This is a genomic window from Curtobacterium sp. CFBP9011, from assembly GCF_034045095.1.
Classification (GTDB): domain Bacteria; phylum Actinomycetota; class Actinomycetes; order Actinomycetales; family Microbacteriaceae; genus Curtobacterium.
Map to the genome: position 1 here is coordinate 355,394 of NZ_JAXCWN010000004.1, position 18,462 is coordinate 373,855.

Annotated in this window: 14 protein-coding genes; 12 read left to right on the forward strand and 2 right to left on the reverse strand. The window is 72.4% G+C overall.

Going from position 1 to position 18,462, the window contains the following annotated elements:
* The first annotated feature begins 95 nt into the window (after positions 1-95).
* The 10 genes from sucC to SOM35_RS11410 all read left to right on the forward strand — a co-directional run bounded on the left by sucC (position 96) and on the right by SOM35_RS11410 (position 13,422).
* On the forward strand, positions 96-1,265 hold the full coding sequence (gene sucC / locus SOM35_RS11365) for an ADP-forming succinate--CoA ligase subunit beta (protein WP_320515456.1): 1,170 nt from the start codon (positions 96-98) through the stop codon (positions 1,263-1,265).
* Positions 1,266-1,276: 11 nt separating this feature from the next.
* A complete protein-coding gene (sucD, locus tag SOM35_RS11370) occupies positions 1,277-2,164 on the forward strand; it encodes a succinate--CoA ligase subunit alpha (protein ID WP_111073870.1) in 888 nt (295 codons plus the stop codon).
* Between the two features lie 211 nt (positions 2,165-2,375).
* A complete protein-coding gene (locus SOM35_RS11375; protein WP_320515457.1) occupies positions 2,376-4,577 on the forward strand; it encodes a cell division protein PerM in 2,202 nt (733 codons plus the stop codon).
* A gap of 100 nt (positions 4,578-4,677) precedes the next feature.
* Positions 4,678-5,370, forward strand: a complete 693-nt coding sequence (locus SOM35_RS11380) for a hypothetical protein (RefSeq protein ID WP_320515458.1) — start codon at positions 4,678-4,680, stop codon at positions 5,368-5,370.
* 193 nt (positions 5,371-5,563) lie between these two features.
* Positions 5,564-6,238 (forward strand): hypothetical protein, encoded by a 675-nt coding sequence (locus SOM35_RS11385; RefSeq protein WP_111073867.1) that lies wholly within the window; start codon positions 5,564-5,566, stop codon positions 6,236-6,238.
* A gap of 94 nt (positions 6,239-6,332) precedes the next feature.
* Positions 6,333-6,926, forward strand: coding sequence for a phosphoribosylglycinamide formyltransferase (gene purN / locus SOM35_RS11390; RefSeq protein WP_166780317.1), 594 nt, complete (start codon positions 6,333-6,335; stop codon positions 6,924-6,926).
* Positions 6,923-8,572, forward strand: coding sequence for a bifunctional phosphoribosylaminoimidazolecarboxamide formyltransferase/IMP cyclohydrolase (gene purH / locus SOM35_RS11395; RefSeq protein WP_320515459.1), 1,650 nt, complete (start codon positions 6,923-6,925; stop codon positions 8,570-8,572). Before purN ends, purH begins: the two co-directional genes overlap by 4 nt.
* Before the next feature lie 466 nt (positions 8,573-9,038).
* Entirely contained in the window at positions 9,039-10,865 is a 1,827-nt protein-coding gene (locus tag SOM35_RS11400) for an ABC transporter ATP-binding protein (protein ID WP_290156137.1), read from the forward strand.
* A 191-nt stretch (positions 10,866-11,056) separates the two neighbouring features.
* Positions 11,057-12,865 carry an ABC transporter ATP-binding protein gene (locus SOM35_RS11405; RefSeq protein ID WP_111074187.1) on the forward strand — a complete coding sequence of 603 codons (1,809 nt, stop codon included), beginning with the start codon at positions 11,057-11,059 and terminating at the stop codon, positions 12,863-12,865.
* Between the two features lie 80 nt (positions 12,866-12,945).
* The gene (locus SOM35_RS11410; RefSeq protein ID WP_320515460.1) at positions 12,946-13,422 is read left to right on the forward strand and encodes a DUF805 domain-containing protein; all 477 of its coding nucleotides are present in this window, start codon (positions 12,946-12,948) and stop codon (positions 13,420-13,422) included.
* On the opposite strand, the gene SOM35_RS11415 is transcribed toward SOM35_RS11410, so the two are convergent.
* Together SOM35_RS11415 and SOM35_RS11420 are read right to left on the reverse strand one after the other, a co-directional pair.
* The gene (locus SOM35_RS11415; RefSeq protein ID WP_221850173.1) at positions 13,419-13,742 is read right to left on the reverse strand and encodes an MGMT family protein; all 324 of its coding nucleotides are present in this window, start codon (positions 13,740-13,742) and stop codon (positions 13,419-13,421) included. The genes SOM35_RS11410 and SOM35_RS11415 overlap by 4 nt on opposite strands.
* Positions 13,742-14,194: a GNAT family N-acetyltransferase gene (locus SOM35_RS11420; protein WP_320515461.1), complete on the reverse strand. Its 453-nt coding sequence runs from the start codon at positions 14,192-14,194 to the stop codon at positions 13,742-13,744. The genes SOM35_RS11415 and SOM35_RS11420 overlap by 1 nt, the downstream gene beginning before the upstream one ends.
* A gap of 107 nt (positions 14,195-14,301) precedes the next feature.
* Here SOM35_RS11420 and SOM35_RS11425 point away from each other — a divergent pair, with 107 nt between their 5' ends.
* Positions 14,302-15,618 (forward strand): ROK family transcriptional regulator, encoded by a 1,317-nt coding sequence (locus SOM35_RS11425; RefSeq protein ID WP_320515462.1) that lies wholly within the window; start codon positions 14,302-14,304, stop codon positions 15,616-15,618.
* 200 nt (positions 15,619-15,818) lie between these two features.
* Positions 15,819-18,236 carry a lamin tail domain-containing protein gene (locus tag SOM35_RS11430; RefSeq protein WP_320515463.1) on the forward strand — a complete coding sequence of 806 codons (2,418 nt, stop codon included), beginning with the start codon at positions 15,819-15,821 and terminating at the stop codon, positions 18,234-18,236.
* Positions 18,237-18,462 lie beyond the last annotated feature (226 nt).

The following is an 18,462-nucleotide window of genomic DNA, read 5'->3' on the forward strand; positions in this document are numbered from 1 at the left end:
CGGCCGTTGTCTCGACATCGAGCGACCCTCGATGGAGAGTGCTGCGACCCGATGACCGATGCCGATCGCACGAACCGTGCGGGAAGAAGAACAGCGTGGATCTTTTCGAGTACCAGGCCAGGGACCTCTTCGAGTCCTACGGCGTCCCTGTGCTGCAGGGCATCATCGCCGACACCCCAGAGCAGGCGAAGGCCGCAGCCGAGCAGATCGGCGGCGTGGTCGTCGTCAAGGCGCAGGTGAAGGTCGGCGGCCGCGGCAAGGCGGGCGGCGTCAAGGTCGCGAAGACCCCGGACGAGGCGTTCGCGCACGCGCAGGCGATCCTCGGCCTCGACATCAAGGGCCACACCGTCCAGCGTGTGATGGTCGCCCAGGGCGCCGACATCGCCGAGGAGTTCTACTTCTCGGTGCTGCTCGACCGGGCCAACCGCTCGTACCTGTCGCTCGTCAGTGTCGAGGGCGGCATGGAGATCGAGCAGCTCGCGGTCGAGAAGCCCGAGGCACTCGCCCGGGTCGAGGTCAACCCGCTGACCGGCATCAACCAGGAGGCGGGCGAGGCCATCGCGCGCCAGGCCGGGTTCCCGGACGAACTCGTCGAGCAGGTCGCCGGCGTCTTCGTGAAGCTGTACGACGTCTTCGCGGGCGAGGACGCCACCCTGGTCGAGGTGAACCCCCTCGTCCGCACGGCCGACGGCCAGATCCTGGCGCTCGACGGCAAGGTCACGCTCGACGAGAACGCCGACTTCCGCCACGAGGGGCACGGGGCACTCGAGGACACCGCGAGCGAGGACCCGCTCGAGGCCAAGGCGAAGGCGCACGGCCTGAACTACGTCAAGCTCGACGGCCAGGTCGGCGTCATCGGCAACGGTGCCGGGCTCGTCATGTCGACGCTCGACGTCGTCGCCTACGCCGGTGAGCGCCACGGCGGCGTGAAGCCCGCCAACTTCCTCGACATCGGCGGCGGCGCCTCGGCAGAGGTCATGGCCAACGGCCTCGACGTCATCCTCGGCGACCCGCAGGTGAAGAGCGTCTTCGTGAACGTCTTCGGCGGCATCACCGCCTGCGACGCCGTCGCGAACGGCATCGTCGCCGCACTGGGCATCCTCGGCGACGCGGCCACCAAGCCGCTCGTCGTCCGCCTGGACGGCAACAACGTGGAAGAGGGCCGACGGATCCTGGCGGAGGCAGCACACCCGCTGGTCACCGTCGCCGCGACCATGGACGACGCGGCCGAGAAGGCCGCCGAACTCGCCGCCGCAGCGGCCTGAAGGGACTGACCATGTCGATCTTCCTCAACAAGGACTCCAAGGTCATCGTCCAGGGCATCACGGGCGGTGAGGGCACGAAGCACACCGCCCTCATGCTCAAGGCCGGCACGCAGGTCGTCGGCGGTGTCAACGCCCGCAAGGCCGGCACCACCGTCACGCACGGCGACGTCGAGCTGCCGGTCTTCGGCTCGGTGCGTGAAGCCATCGACACCACCGGTGCCGACGTCTCGATCGTCTTCGTCCCGCCGGCGTTCGCGAAGGACGCCGTGATGGAGGCCATCGACGCCGAGATCCCCCTCGTCGTCGTCATCACCGAGGGCATCCCGGTGCAGGACTCCGCCGAGTTCTGGGCACACGCCAAGGCCCTCGGCGCGAAGACCCGGATCATCGGCCCGAACTGCCCGGGCATCATCACCCCGGGGGAGTCGCTCGTCGGCATCACCCCGGCGACGATCACCGGCAAGGGCCCGATCGGTCTCGTGTCGAAGTCCGGCACGCTGACCTACCAGATGATGTACGAGCTGCGTGACCTGGGCTTCTCGACCGCCATCGGCATCGGCGGCGACCCGGTCATCGGGACGACGCACATCGACGCGCTCGCCGCGTTCGAGGCGGACCCCGAGACCGAGGCCATCGTCATGATCGGTGAGATCGGTGGCGACGCCGAAGAGCGTGCCGCCGACTACATCAAGGCGCACGTCACGAAGCCGGTCGTCGGCTACGTCGCGGGCTTCACCGCGCCGGAGGGCAAGACGATGGGCCACGCCGGCGCGATCGTCTCCGGTTCCGCCGGCACGGCCGAGGCGAAGAAGCAGGCGCTCGAGGCCGCGGGCGTCAAGGTCGGCAAGACCCCGTCCGAGACCGCGGCGCTGCTGCGCGAGGTCGTCGCGGCGAAGTAGTCGCAATCCCCCACGGACAGGAGGCGCGGTGCCGGCTGGCACCGCGCCTCCCGTCGTTCCGTCGGCGGGTCTCCGTCGGCCGCGCCGTGCACAACACCGGTGTTCGTCGATCGCGCCGCGTCCGGACGCGATGTGACCGACGAACACCGGTGTTCCGCCGGAGCCGCGCGGCACCGGCCGGCGCGGAGGTGGCGGCCGTATCCTCGCTGCGATGAACCGCCTGGGAACCGCTCTGCTCGCCGTGATCGAAGCGATCGTGACGGTCGGCGTCGGCGTGGGCATCGCACTCGTCCCGCTCACGCTGCTGTGGGCGTTCGAGTACGGGCTGCAGGTCGACTGGAACGTGTTCTGGACCGCTGCCGGCAACGTCTGGCTGATCGGGCACGGCGTCGACGTGTCGTTCAGCCTCGGCGCCGCCGCCGCGAAGGCGACCGGGTTGTCCGGAGCCTCCGCACCGATCGGGGTGAGCCTCGCCGCCCTCGGGCTCGCCGTCGTCACCGCCTGGCTCGGGGCCCGGGCCGGACGCCGGTTCGCCGAGACCGAGCACCGGGTGACCGGGATCCTGGTAGGCACCGCCGCCGTCGCCGTCCTCGGACTGCTGGTCGCGCTGAGCTCCACCACCGCGGCCAGCCATCCCACCACCTGGCAGGCCGTCGTCTCCCCGGCGCTCTGGTTCGGGATCCCAGCCGTCGTCTCCGCCGAGGTCTGTCGCCGCCGCCGGGGCCTGGCCGCGGACCCGGTCACCGCCCGGGTCGTCGCCCTGGTCGACCGGATCCCCGGCGTGTGGCGTGTCGTCGTCGGGTTCGGCCTGCGCGCCGGCACGGTCGCGACCGCGTGCGTCGTCGCGGTCGCCGCGGTGCTCGTCGGCCTGGTGCTGCTGGTGTCCTTCGCCGAGGTCATCACCCTCTACGAGCGCTCGCATGCCGGGCTGGTCGGCGGCTTCACCCTGACCGTCGGGCAGCTCGCGTTCATCCCCGACTTCGTCGCCTGGGCCACCGCCTGGCTGGTCGGGCCGGGCTTCGCCATCGGCGCCGGTTCGGCCGTGTCGCCGATCGGCACGGCCCTCGGCCCGGTGCCGGCGATCCCCGTCCTCGGGGCACTGCCCACCTCCGGGCACACGTTCGGTCTGGTCTGGATCCTGGTCCCCGTCGTCGCGGGCTTCGCGGTGGGCGGGCTGATGCGGCCGCGTCTGGTGCGGTTGCTCGGCGCGGCGGACTCCGCGCTGTACCGGGCCCTCGGGGGCGTCGCCACCGGACTCGTCGCTGGCATCGTCATCGGCGGGATCGCCTGGCTGTCGTCGGGGTCCGTCGGACCGGGGCGTCTCGCCGAGGTCGGGCCGCACGCCTGGTCGGTCGGGGCCTTCGCAGCGCTCGAGATCGGCCTGCCCGCCGTCGTCGCCCTCGCGATCGGCAGCGACCTCGTGCGTCTGCCCGAGCGGTCGTGGATCGGGGAGCGGTGGCACGAGACCGAGGACGACCTCGCCGCCGCGGACGCGACCACGGAGGGCGGCTCGCTCATCGCCGCGCTCGAGTCCGCCGGAGCCGGGCGGACCACGGAGGTCCACCGCTTCTCGGTCGACGAGCAGCACGACGCCGTGACGACGGCGCACGCGGGGACGGACCACGATCGGGGTGTGTCGGGGGCCCCGGAGCGCGCCGCGACCGCGCGAGCCGCCGAGACTGACGGATCCGCCGTGACCGCCCGGGCCGCCGAGACTGCCGCATCCGCCGAGACTGCCCGGGCTGGTGAGCCGCCGGCGATCCCGCCGGCGTCCGACGCCGTGCAGCCCGCCGTGCAGCCCGCCGTGACCGACGTCGACCTGCCGGACTGGGCCCGGACCGACGCCGTCGCGGCCGAGCGACTGCCGGACCGGTCGGCAGCTCAGGCGGACCAGGACACCCGCACGCCGGGTGCTCACGGTCTGGGCGCGAGGGCCGGCGACGCCGTCGGCAGCGTCCGGGCACGGCTCCGCGCAGCGGCGTCCGGTGCGCGGGACCGCGCGGGTGACCTCCGCGACCGTGCTGGCGGGCTCCGTGGCCGGGCGGATGACCTGCGTCACCGTGCCGGTGGGGCCGGTGGGGCCGGTGGGGCCGGTGGGGCCGGTGGGGCCGGTGGGGCCGGTGGGGCCGGTGGCACCGACGGTGCCGGCACCGTCGGCCGCTCGGCGGACCGCTCGTCCGTCGAGGCCGCAGCGGGTCCTGCGGAGCGGCGGGAGACGCCTCCCGTCCCACGGACCGACGAGCAGCCGGCGTTCCCCTGGAGCACCGAGGAGTTCGTCGCCGGGCGCGACGACGTCGACCCGGAGCCGCCCGCACGACCCGCGCGACGAGCAACCCCCTGGGACACGACGGACCAGATCCCGGAGGACGAGCTGCCCTGGTGGCGGAAGCCGAAGGGTGACGACCCCGCCTGAGGTCGGCGGCAAACATCACATACCGGATGTTGTCAGCGCTGTTCTGGAAGATCGCCTCGGCTCGATCCGAGTCGTTCCCCTCGTAGAACAGGACATCCTCATGAACCGATCCCGACTCCTGGTCGCCGGCGCCACCGCACTCGTCGGCGCCGGCCTGGTGCTCGCACCCGTCGCCGCGCAGGCCGCTCCCGTCACCACCGCCTCGTCCTCCACGCCCGGGCAGCCCGGCCAGCCCGGCCAGCCCGGGGCAGAGACGACCTCGCCGGTCACCAACGTGACGGTCCGCCACTTCCCGGAGTACGTCATCCTCGACGTCGACGTCGACCGGGTCACCGACCTGGAGGTGCTCCGCAACGGCGAGGCCTTCGACGCGCCCAGCACCTCGGACTGGCAGTCGCCGAGCCGACCCGGGCACTTCGTGGTGAAGGGGGTCGGCCTCGACGAGGAGGACCTCGGCATCTCGACGGCTGGCGGCGCTCCGGTCTACCCGGTGCACGTCGACTTCGGTCAGGCAGCCGTGCCGCAGTCGTTCGATCGTCTGACCGAACGCCAGATCGAGCGGCTCGCCTTCGCCGTGGAGTCCGGCCACTTCGACCACGTCATCGAGTTCGGGGCACTGCCGGGGGCCACGGTGTCGGTCACGACGAACGGTGTCACCACGTCGGCCGTCGCCGACCGCTACGGCATCGCGAAGGTCGAAGTGCACTTCCGTCCCGGCTTCAACGAGCAGTCCTCTGTCCAGACGATCAACGGCAAGACCTCCGTCCCGTTCACCGGTGACTGGCAGTTCTGAGCAGGCGCCCGGGCAGCGACGGACCGCACTCGGTCCGGCGCTGCCCGGCTCAGGCCGCCCCCGTCCGCTCGGCTCGCTGCCGCAGAAAGCACCGACGTCCTAGTGAACATCACATACCGGATGTTGTCAGCGCTGTTCTGGAGGATCGCCTCGGCTCGCTCCGAGTCGTTCCCCTCGCAGAACAGGACATCCCATGAACCGATCCCGACTCCTGGTCGCCGGCGCCACCGCGCTCGTCGGCGCCGGCCTGGTGCTCGCACCCGTCGCCGCGCAGGCCGCTCCCGTCACCACCGCCTCGTCCTCCACGCCCGGCCAACCCGGGGCGGAGACGACCTCGCCGGTCACCAACGTGACGGTGGTGCCCAACCCGCGGTCCGTCCTGATCGTGGTGGACGTGGACCGGGTCACGAACCTGAAGCTCGTGCAGGACGGCCAGGTCGTGGACGCCGTGATCTCGTCCGACTGGTCCTCGCCGAGCCGTCCCGGGCGGTTCCTGGTGAAGGGGACCGGCCTCGACGCGGAGGACTTCGGCATCACGACGACCGGCGGCGCCCCGGTCGTCCCGGTGCACGTCGACTTCGGCCAGGCAGCCGTGCCGCAGGCCATCGAGCAGACGACCGAACGACAGATCGACCGCATCGTCCGTGACGTCCGCGCCGGTCGCTTCGACCACGTGCTCGAGTACGAGGCCCTGCCGGGTGCGACGGTCTCCGTCACGACCAACGGCGTGACGACGACCGCCGTCGCCGACCGGTACGGCAGGGCAGACGTGCCGGTGCGGTTCCGCCCGGGAGTCAACCCGCAGTCTGCGGTCCAGACGTTCAACGGCAAGACGTCGTTCCCCGACACGGGCAACTGGCAGTTCTGAGCAGACGCCCGGGCAGCGCCGGACCGCTCCAGGTCCGGCGCTGCCCGTCCTCGAGGAACGCAGCGCAGCACCCCGCCCCGCTAGGCTTGTCCCCGTGCTCGAACTGGTCGTCCTGATCTCCGGTACCGGGTCGAACCTCCGAGCCCTGCTCGAGGCGACCCGCGATGCCGAGTACCCCGCCCGCGTCGTCGCGATCGGGGCGGACCGCGACGCCGAGGGCCTGCAGCTCGGCGAGGAGTACTCGATCCCGACCTTCACGGTCCCCTTCACCCGGTACGCCACCCGCGCCGAGTGGGGTGCGGCGCTCGCCGAGCAGATCCGCCCGTGGACGCCGGACCTCCTGGTCCTCTCCGGGCTGATGCGCCTGTTGCCGCCCGCCGTCGTCGCCGAGTTCGGCCCGTCGGTGATCAACACCCACCCCGCGTACCTGCCGGAGTTCCCCGGAGCGCACGGCGTCCGGGACGCCCTGGCCGCCGGCGTCACCGAGACCGGCGCGAGCGTCATCGCGGTCGACGACGGCGTCGACAGCGGTCCGATCCTGGCGCAGGAGCGGATCCCGGTCCTGCCCGGCGACACCGAGTCGACCCTGCACGACCGCATCAAGCCCGTCGAACGCCGGCTGCTCATCCAGACCGTCCTCGACATCGCCAACGGACACATCGACCTGAAGGGCACCACCCCCGCATGAGCGTGCACGCCGCCGACCCCAGCCTGTACCGCGACCGGGACGTCGTGCCCGTGCGCCGAGCCCTCGTCTCGGTGAGCGACAAGTCGGGGCTGCTCGAGCTCGCCGGCGCCCTCGCCGACAGTGGTGTCGAACTCGTCTCGACGGGTTCCACCGCGCAGACCATCCGCGACGCCGGGTACGCCGTCACGGACGTCGCGAGCGTCACTGGCTTCCCGGAGTCGCTCGACGGGCGCGTGAAGACCCTGCACCCGGCCGTGCACGCGGGCCTCCTCGCCGACCTGCGGCTCGCGTCGCACGAGCAGCAGCTCGCCGACCTCGGCATCGCCCCGTTCGAGCTCGTCGTGGTGAACCTGTACCCGTTCGTCGAGACGGTCGCGTCGGGCGCGGACACCGCGACCGTGGTCGAGAACGTCGACATCGGCGGCCCGGCGATGGTCCGTGCGTCGGCGAAGAACCACCCGAACGTCGCGATCGTGGTGTCGCCGTCGTCCTACGCCGAGGTCGTCGAGGCCGTCCGCGCGGGCGGCACGACGCTCGAGCTCCGCAAGCGTCTCGCCGCGCAGGCCTTCGGCCACACCGCCGCGTACGACACCGCGGTGGCCAGCTACTTCGCGTCCGAGGTCGTCGGCGCGACGGCCCCGTCCGACTCGTCCGCTCCGTCCGCAGGCGCCGGCCAGGAGGCCCCCAGCGCGTTCCCGACGCACCTCTCGTTCTCCGCCGACCACGCCACGACGCTCCGCTACGGCGAGAACGCCCACCAGTCCGCCGCGCTCTACACGAGCACGGACGGCACCGGGATCGCCCAGGCGACGCAGCTGCACGGCAAGGAGATGTCGTACAACAACTACGTCGACGCCGACGCCGCCGTCCGTGCCGCGTACGACTTCACCGAGCCGGCCGTCGCGATCATCAAGCACGCCAACCCCTGCGGCATCGCGGTCGCGGCTGCCGACGCCGGCGACCCGATCGCCTCGGCGCACGCCGCCGCCCACGCGTGCGACCCGCTCTCCGCGTTCGGCGGGGTCATCGCGGCGAACCGCACGGTCACCCGCGGCATGGCCGAGACGGTCGCCGACATCTTCACCGAGGTCGTCGTCGCCCCCGCCTTCGACCCGGAGGCGCTCGAGGTCCTGTCCCGCAAGAAGAACATCCGCCTGCTGACGCTGCCGAGCGACTTCGCCCTGGCCGAGCAGGAGGTCAAGCAGATCTCCGGCGGGTTCCTGGTGCAGGACGCCGACCGCTTCACCACGTTCGACCAGTCGAGCTGGACGCTGGTCTCCGGCGAGCCCGCCGACGAGCAGACCCTGGCGGACCTGGCGTTCGCGTGGAAGGCCAGCCGTGCGGTGAAGTCGAACGCGATCCTGCTGGCGAACCAGGGCGCGAGCGTCGGGGTCGGCATGGGGCAGGTCAACCGGGTCGACTCGTGCCACCTCGCCGTGAACCGGGCCGGGGACCGCGCTGCCGGTTCGGTCGCGGCGTCGGATGCGTTCTTCCCGTTCGCCGACGGCCTGCAGGTGCTGCTCGACGCGGGTGTCCGTGCGGTCGCACAGCCCGGTGGCAGTGTCCGCGACGACGAGGTCATCCAGGCGGCGACGGCGGCCGGTGTGACGATGTACTTCACGGGCGAGCGCCACTTCTTCCACTGAGTCCCGTCCGACCCGGTGGCGACCGGCACCGAACCTGCACGTGTTCCTGGTTGCGTCCTGGGAGTCCGTGCCGATAGTCTGCAAGGCTCCGCGACCTCATCGCTGACGACTTCTCAGGTCGGCAGCACCGCGGGCACGACGGTGACGACGACGAGACTGGAGTGACGATGGACACGACGACCGGCACCACCGCAACGGCTGCCCGGACACGATCGACGTCCACCGGCACGGCCGCTCCCGGCGTCCCGACACCGCCGTCCGCCTAGGCGCACGACCGGCCCCACCCGCCCCACGGGCGACGCCGCACCAGCGGCGTCGACGCAACCCGAGGGTCTCCGCGTCCCCCGCGGCGGACCCCGAGCGGGCACCGGGCCGACCAGACCACGCAACGCACCCCGGGCCTCCCGTCCGGTCAGCCGCAACCTGACCGCACCGGTGCCCGTACGAAGCACGAGGACGCACACGCATGTCCCAGGTACCCCACCGGGAACCGGCGCCGACACCGGCGCGCCCATCCACCGCCCGCGCCATCGCGCGCATCTGGCCCTACGTCAAGCCGTACCGATGGCGGCTGTTCGGCGGGATGCTGGCGGCGCTCGGCGCCTCCGTCGTCGCGCTCGTCATCCCCTACGTGCTGCAGGCACTCGTCGACGGACCGCTCGCGTCCGGTGACGGCAGCCGCATCTGGCCCGCCGGCCTCGGCGTGCTGGCGCTCGGCATCCTCGAGGCGTTCTTCATCGCCTCCCGCCGGAAGATGGTCATGCGACCGTCGACCCGCATCGAGGCGAGCATGCGCAACGCGCTGTACGCCAAGCTGCAGGACCTGCCCGTCGCGTTCCACGACCGCTGGGAGTCCGGGCAGCTGCTGTCCCGCTCGGTGTCCGACCTGTCGCTGATCCGCCGTTGGTTGGCCTTCGGCATCGTGCTGCTGGTCGTCAACGTCGTCACGATCGTCATCGGCTTCGGTGTGCTCTTCACCTTCGGGTGGCAGCTCGGGCTGATCTTCCTGGTCGCCTCGATCCCGGTCTGGGTGAACAGCGTCCTGTTCGAGCGGAAGTACTCCATCGTCGCGCGCCGCAGCCAGGACCAGGTCGGCGACCTCGCCACCAGCGTCGAGCAGTCGGTGCACGGCATCCGCGTGCTCAAGGCGTTCGGCCGTGGTCGGTACAAGCTCGACGAGTTCGCCGAGCAGGCCGAACAGCTGCGCGGCACCGAGATCGAGAAGGCGAAGGCGATCGCGGCGATCTGGTTCTGGCTGCTGCTCGTGCCGGACGTGGCGTTCGCGCTCTGTCTGCTCGCCGGCATCTGGCTCGCCAGCCAGGGGGAGCTGAGCGTCGGCCAGCTGTTCGCGTTCTTCGCGACGGCGACGGTCCTGCGCTTCCCGATCGAGTCGATCGGGTTCTTCCTGTCGATGACCTTCGACACCCGCACCGCCGTCGACCGGTTCTTCGAGGTCATGGACTCCGAGAACACGATCACCGACCCGGCATCGCCGAAGACGATCACCGAACCGCGTGGTGCGCTGTCGTTCAACGCGACGCACTTCCGCTACCAGGACTCCCCACCACAGTTCCCCGACCTGGTGAACGGCGTCGAGCTGCAGCTCCGACCGGGTGAGACGATGGCGCTGGTCGGGCTCACCGGTTCCGGCAAGACGACGCTGCTCTCGCTCGTCCCGCGGCTGTACGACGTGACCGGGGGATCGGTGACGATCGACGGCGTCGACGTCCGCGACCTCACCCGCGCCGAACTCCGTCGGCACGTCGGCGTCGCGTTCGAGGACGCCACGCTGTTCTCGTCCAGCGTCCGCGACAACGTCCTGCTCGGTCGGCCGGACCTGTCCGGTGCCGAGGCCGACCGGGTGATGCGTGAGGCGCTCGACATCGCCCAGGCGGCCTTCGTCGACGACCTGCCCGACGGCGTGGACACCCGCGTCGGCGAAGAGGGGCTGTCCCTCTCCGGCGGCCAGCGGCAGCGTCTGGCACTCGCCCGGGCGATCGCCGCGCGGCCGAGCGTGCTCGTCCTCGACGACCCGCTGTCCGCGCTCGACGTCGACACCGAGGCACGCGTCGAGGCCGGGCTCCGCCGGGTCCTCGCCGAGACGACCTCGCTCATCGTCGCCCACCGTCCGTCCACCGTGACCCTCGCCGACCGCGTGGCACTCATGGAGAACGGACGCGTCACCGCCGTCGGCACCCACTCGGAGCTGATGGCCACCAACGAGCACTACCGCTTCGTCATCTCGTCGCTCGACGACGACGACGCCGAGGACCGAGAGGAGGCGATGGCATGAGCAACGAGACCGACCACGACCGGCCCGTGACCGTCGACCAGGAGCCTGGGCCCACGCGGCCCGGTACCGACGCGTCGCGGAGCTTGCGGAGCGACGTGGCGGCCGAGGCCGTGGGGGGAGGAGCGGTGCCGATCGCGCAGGTCGGCACGGGCACGCAGGCGGCCGAGGCAGCAGCCCCGGTCACCGCGTCCATCACCGTGCACGGCACGCGCGGCGAGGAGCGCGAGGACTTCACGAAGGCCGAGAGCCGTCGCCTCCGCGGCCGGTCGCTGTCGCTGCTCAGCTCGCTCGCGGCACCGCTCAAGGCACGGCTGTGGGGCATCGCCGTCGTCGTGGTGCTCTCCACCGGTGGACAGGTCGCCGGCCCGACCCTCATCGCGTGGGGCATCGACAACGCCCTGCCCGCCGTGCTCGACCGTGACGACTGGATGCCGGCGTTCCTGGTCGTCGGGCTGTACATCACGATCGCGATCGTCGGCGCGGTCCTCACCGCCTGGTACACGGTGCTGGCGGCGCGGATCAGCCAGGCGATCCTGTTCGACCTCCGCAAGCGGGTGTTCCTGCACACGCAGCGGCTGTCGCTGGAGTTCCACGAGACGTACACGTCCGGGCGGATCATCTCGCGCCAGACCAGTGATCTGGACTCCATCCGCGAGCTGCTCGACTCCGGCCTGAACCAGCTCATCCAGGGCGTGCTGTACATGGTGTTCACCGCGGTGGCGCTGGTGTTCCTCGACCCGACCTCGGGCCTGGTGCTCGCGATCGCCCTGGTGCCGCTGTGGTTCCTGACCCGGTGGTTCCAGCAGCGCTCGCAGCAGCTGTTCCGCTCCACCCGCACCACGAGTGCCCGCGTGATCGTGCACTTCGTCGAGACGATGACCGGCATCCGCGCGGTGCAGGCCTTCCGCAAGGAGTCCCGCAACGAGACCGAGTACGGCGAGCAGGTCGAGCTGAACCGCCAGGCCAACGCCCGGGTGTTCAACCTGTTCGGGATCTTCGACCCGGGCCTGGTGCTCATCGGCAACGCCACCCTGGCGGCCGTCGTCATCGTCGGCGGCTTCCGGGTCGTCGGCGGCTCGCTGGAGATCGGCGCGCTGCTCGCGGTCGCGCTGTACGCCAAGCGGTTCTTCGACCCGGCGCAGGAACTCGCGATGTTCTACAACAGCTACCAGTCGGCCTCGGCGGCGATGGAGAAGATCTCCGGCGTCCTCGAGGAGCGGCCGAGCGTGCCGGACCCCGCGAAGCCGACGAAGCTGCCGGACGCCCGCGGCCGGATCGACTTCGACCACGTGGAGTTCGCGTACACGGCCGACCGGGTGGTGCTGCCGGAGTTCGACCTGCACATCCCGTCCGGTCAGACGATCGCGCTCGTCGGGTCCACGGGTGCCGGCAAGTCGACGCTCGCGAAGCTGATGGCCCGGTTCTACGACCCGACCGCCGGCACCGTGACGCTCGACGGCGTCGACCTGCGGGACCTCGACCCGAAGGACATGCGCCGCGCCATCGTCATGGTGACGCAGGAGGCGTACCTGTTCTCCGGCTCGGTCGCGGACAACATCGAGCTCGGCCGGCCCGGTGCCTCGCGCGCGGACATCGAGTCGGCGGCGAAGGCCGTCGGCGCGCACGAGTTCATCATGGCGCTGCCGGACGGGTACGACACCGACGTGAACAAGCGGGGTGGCCGCGTGTCGGCCGGGCAGCGCCAGCTGCTGTCGTTCGCCCGGGCGTTCCTCGCCGACCCGAAGGTGCTCATCCTCGACGAGGCCACGGCGTCCCTCGACATCCCGTCGGAGCGTCTGGTGCAGGAGGGTCTCGAGACCCTGCTCGCCGACCGCACCGCCGTGATCATCGCGCACCGGCTGTCCACCGTCGCGATCGCCCACCGGGTGCTCGTGATGGAGTACGGCCGGATCGTGGAGGACGGCACGCCCGCCGACCTCATCGCCGGCACCGGACGGTTCGCCCAGCTGCACGCCGCCTGGCGGGACTCGCTGGTCTAGTCGTCCTGCTCGTCCCGTCCGCACATCGCGCCCCGTCCCGACGGGGCGCGATGTGCGTTCCGGGGTGCGATGCTTGGGGGATGAGCCACAGCGACGGACAGCCCGACGACGTGCAGCCGGGCGGTGTCGCCCTGCGCGACCCCTTCGTCGGGGCACCCTTCACGGAGGCCGTCCGACGGTTCTGGCGGAAGTACACCGTGTTCACCGGCCGGGCCTCGCGCTCCGAGTTCTGGTGGTGGTGGCTGACGTCGTTCGCCATCGGCCTGGTGCTGCAGCTCGTGCCGCAGGCGTTCACCCCGGACGCCCCGCTGCTCGAGAACCCGGTCGGCTCGTACCTGTTCGTGCTCTGGGCCGTCGTCACCCTGGTCGGCGGGCTCGCCCTCGGTGCGCGCCGACTGCACGACGCGAACCGGTCCGGGTTCTGGCAGTTCCTGCACGTGCTGCCGGGCATCGGGTCGCTCGTGCTGTTCGTCGTGTTCCTGCTGCCGTCGAACCCGAAGGGCACACGGTTCGACCTGCAGCCCGGCGCCGCGGCGGCGACGACGCGCAAGCGCTAGCCGTCCACGGTCGGCGACCAGCGCGCCCGGGGCATGTCGAGCCTCCAGGACGCACCGTCCCGCGACCACCGCAGCGGCGTGCCCTCGACGCGGTACTGCTCGAGCGCGCGCGCCTCGTGGTGCACGGGTGGCAGCCCGCCGGCTCGGACGACGCGCCACCACGGCAGGTCGGCGCCCTCGTGCGCCATCACCTTGCCGACCGCGCGGGACGCACGCGACCCGAGCACCGCGGCCACGTCGCCGTACGTCATGACGTGCGCCGGCGGGATCGCCCGGACGACCGCGGCGACCTCGGCCCCGAAGTCGACCGGTTCCGGCACTACAGCGTCAGGGCTGCGAAGTGGTCGCCGTACTGCGTCTCGCCGACGACCGTGAAGCCGACCGCCTCGAAGAAGGCCTCGGGGCTGCCGGTGCCCGGTTCGTAGACGACGGTGAGGCGCTCGAAGCCGCGCTTCCGGGCCTCTTCCGCCAGGCCGTGCACGGCGAAGCGACCGACGCCGCGACCCTGCGCGTTCGCGGCCACGTTGACACGCCAGATGCAGCTGCGGAGTTCTTCCTGCGCGTTCTCGGCGTCGAAGCTGCCGATGATGAGGCCCACGACCTCGTCCCCGTCGAGGACGACGCGGGGCCAGGAGGCGCTCGGCTTGACGTCCGACTCGGCCTGCGCGTACGAGGTGGGCTGGACGAACTGCTCCTGCCCCGGCTTCAGCGTCAGCGAGTTGGCCGCGGCGGCGGTCGCTGCGGAGAGTTCTTCGAGGCGGAGGTCCGTCATGTCGGTCAGGCTAACGGTGCAGGCCGGGGAGAAGCCAGCGGCGGGCTGAGTCGGTGCACACACCGTGACCGTCGCACGGCGCATGTCACCGGCGGTATGGTCGCCAGATGGCGGAGCATCGGCGCGGGGCGAACCTGCCGTCGCTGGGTGGGTTCAACCGCACGGTCCTGCTCGACGCCGTCCGCCGGTCCCGCGACGGGCTCAGCCGCGTCGAGCTCGCCGGCCGGACCGGCCTCAGCCCACAGACCGTGTCGAACGTCACCCGGTTCCTCATCGACGCCGGCATGATCGTCGAGTCCGGCACGGTCGTGTCCGGTCGCGGCAAGCCGCGCACGATCCTCCGACTGGAGGCGCGCAGCCGGTTCGCGATCGGGGTGCACGTCGACCCCGCGGTCGTCACCTACGTGCTGCTCGACCTGGCGGGCACGGTCGTCGCCGAGGCCACCACCTCCACCCCGAACGCCGAGGACCCGGACCAGGTCGTCCGGACGATGGCCGCCGCGGTCGACGGGTTGGTCCGCCGCTCCGGCGTCGCCCCGGACAGCGTGCTCGGCGTGGGCATCGCGTCGCCGGGGCCGATCGACGCGGCCGCCGGCGTCGTGCTCGACCCGCCGTTCCTGCCACGGTGGCGGGACGTCCCGCTCCGCGACGCCCTGGGCGACGCGACCGGCTACCCGGTGCTCCTCGAGAAGGACGTCACCGCGGCGGCCGTCGGCGAGGTGTTCCTCGAGCGGGGTGCGGCGGCCCGGGACTTCGCGTTCGTGTACTTCGGCACCGGGTTCGGCGTCGGGCTCGTCATCGACCACGAACCCGTCCGCGGCTCGGGCGCCAACGCCGGTGACGCGGGGCACATCATGGTCGACCAGGGGTCGCTCGCCGGCACCGCCGACGGGGACGGGACGCGCGGCGAGGTCGGCGCGACGGTGATGCCCGACCGGCTGGTGCGGATCGCGCTCGAGCGGGGGATCGCGCTGGGCGACGGCCTGCCGGGGGACGGCCCGTCCGGGGACGGCCTGTCCGGTGACGAGCCGGCTGCTCCGGACGACGGCGGCATCGCGGTGGACCTGGCGGCGGTCGACCGGGCATGGGACGCCCTCGGAGCAGCCATCGCGGCGGGCGACCCGGCGGCACAGGCCCTCGCGGCGGAGATCGGCACGGTGATGGGGCGGGCCGTCGTCGTCATCGTGAACCTGCTCGACCTGGACCGGGTGGTGTTCGGCGGACCGTTCTGGTCCCGGATCAGTGCCACGGCCCTCCCGGCTGCGACGGCGGCGATCTCCGGTTCGCCGATCCTCGTGCCGAAGCACCCGGTCACCGTCGTCGAGAGCCGGCGGGGGACCGACGTGGCCGCGGTCGGGGCGGCCTGCCTGGTGCTCGACGCGGCCCTGTCGCCGCGGGCGAGCACGATGCTCATCGCGCACTGAGCGCTGCGCGGGGCCTTTGCTCGTGGCCGCTTTCGCGCGCAGCGACACGGCTCGCGTGCCGCCGCCCGCGGACTGTCGCCCAGCGCGAAACGGGCGGGTGCCGGCTCCCGTCGCCGACCCCGTCCGTTCACCCGGACGTCACCGGGTGGTTCCGTGGATGCTGAACAGTCGTGCAGGTTCCCCGACACCGAAGGACCTCCATGCGCTCTCCCGCCCTGCGTCTCGGCGCCTCGATCGCGACCGGCCTGGCCCTCGCGGCCGGGGTCCTCGCGGTCACCCCGGCCTCCGCAGCCCCGGCGCCGCCCGCCACCCCGGGTGCCCCCGCGGCCGCCGCACCGGTCGCCCCCGTGGCCGCCAACGGCATCGTCATCAACGAGGTCGAGTCGAACGGCGACGACACCGACTGGGTGGAGCTCCGCAACACCGCGTCCGTCGCCGCCGACGTCAGCGGGTGGTCGATGCTCGATGACAGCGACGAGCACACCCGGTACGTCCTGCCGGCCGGCAGCGTCGTCGCACCCGGCGGGTACCTCGTGGTCGACGAGGAGTCCGCCACCGCGGACGGCTTCGACTTCGGCCTGGGCAACCCCGACGAGGTCCGCTTCTTCGACACCACGGGCGCCCCGGTCCTGTCGTACGCGTACACGACCCACGCCGACGTGACGTACGGCCGCTGCCCGGACGGCACCGGCCCGCTCGTCGACACGACCAGCTCGACGAAGGGTGCGGCGAACGACTGCTCCTCGCCGATCCGCATCAACGAGGTCGAGTCGAAGGACGGCACTCCGGGTGACTGGGTCGAGCTGACCAACACCGGTACGACGGCGGTCGACCTCGGCGGGTACGTGTTCCAGGACGACGACGACTCGCACGCGTACGCGATCCCGGCCGGCACGACCATCGCCCCGGGTGGTTTCGCCGTCCTCGACGAGGCCGACTTCGGCTTCGGGCTCGGCGGCGCGGACTCCGCACGCCTCTCGACCCCGGCCGGTGTCCTGGTCGACTCGACGAGCTGGACGGAGCACGCCGACGTGACGTACGGCCGCAACCCGGACGGCACCGGCGACTTCGCCCAGACGTCCGCGGCGACGAAGGGCACCGCGAACGCCTTCGCCGGTGTCGTCACCGCCGAGCCCTGGCCCGGCGGCCCCGACGAGCGGGTGCTCGACGACGCGGACACCTTCTCGGGTGACCTCAGCGGCCTCGACTGGCAGCCGTCCCGCACGGCCGTCGGCGGTGGCGTGCTGTGGGGTGTGCAGAACGGCGACGGACTGCTCTACCGCATGGTCTCCGACGGCTCGGCTGGTTGGACGCCGTCGAACGCGGCCGGCACCACGCTGCACTACGCCGACGGTTCCGGCACCCCGGACGCCGAGGGTGTCACCGTCACCGCGGACGACCCCGGCGCGGTCTACGTGTCGACCGAGCGGGACAACGACCGGTCCTCGACCAGCCGTCCCGCGGTCCTGCGCTTCGCCACCGACGACGGCTCCGAGCGCACCCTGAACGCCACCGACGAGTGGGACCTGACCGGCGACTTCCCGGGGCTCGGTGCGAACGCCGGACTCGAGGGCGTCACCTGGGTGCCGGACTCCTGGCTCACCGCGCAGGGCTTCGTCGACGAGAGCACCGGCGCGGCCTACTCCCCGACGCGGTACTCCGGGCACGGCGACGGGCTCTTCTTCGTCGGGGTCGAGGGCACCGCGAGCGTGTACGCCTACGCCCTGATGGACGACGGCTCGTCGAAGCAGATCGCGACGATCGCCACCCCGTTCGCCGTCGTCGCCGAGGTCCAGTTCGACCCGACGCTCGACGCGCTCTGGGTGGTCTGCGACGACGCCTGCGCCGGCCGCAGCGCGCTGTTCGACGTCCAGGACGGCGCGTTCACCGCGGCGACCGTGTACGACGCACCCTCCGGTGCGGCGCGGGACCTGGCGAACGAGGGCTTCGCGATCTCGGACGTCTGCACCGACGGCGAGCGGGCGACGTACTACGCCGACGACAACGACACCGACGGCTTCTCGCTCCGCACCGGGACGTTCCCGTGCACCGAGGAGACCGTCCCCGCGCCCGGCGGCGACGGTGGCGCGACCCCGGCACCGGTCCCCGGCGGCGGCGAGTCCACCCCGACGCCGACCGCCCCGGTCCCGGCCCCGACCACGCCGGCTCCGGTGCCGACCACGCCTGGTTCGACCACACCCGGCGCTCCGGACCAGTCGTCCCTGACGTCGGCGAACCGCGGTGGCATCAGTGCACCGGCCTCGGCACGAGCGGGCGAGACGATCACGGTCACGATGGGCCGCGAGCACGCCGGTGAACGCGTCGCCGTGTTCCTGTACTCGGCGCCGGTCCTGCTCGGCACCCCCGTCGTCGCCGCCGACGGTTCGGTCCAGGTCACGATCCCCGCCGACACCACAGCTGGCGCGCACCGGATCGCGGTCGTCGGAGCGGACGGCGCCCTGATCGGGTGGGCGCCGATCACCATCACCGCCGCGGGCGCCGGGCAGCTGGCGTTCACCGGCGCCGAACTCGCGTCGGGCAGCGCCGCGGCGCTCCTGCTCCTCGCGCTCGGCGCCGGCCTGCTGGTCGCCCGCCGTCGCGCGCGGACCGCCGAGTAGCCGCACCACCGGTAGCCGCACCACCCACTGACGGGAGGCGCCTCACCAGCCGGTGGGGCGCCTCCCGTCCGTCGTCCGCGCGGCCTCCGCGCGCCGAGCCTCACCCTGGCGGACACATCGCGGCCTCCTGGCCCCGAGTCCTGTCCGCAGAGCCGAGGCCCGGCGCGGCGCGCGCGCCCCCGCCGGGCCCTGGCCGCCGCCGGGCCCTGGCCGCCGCCGGGCGCTG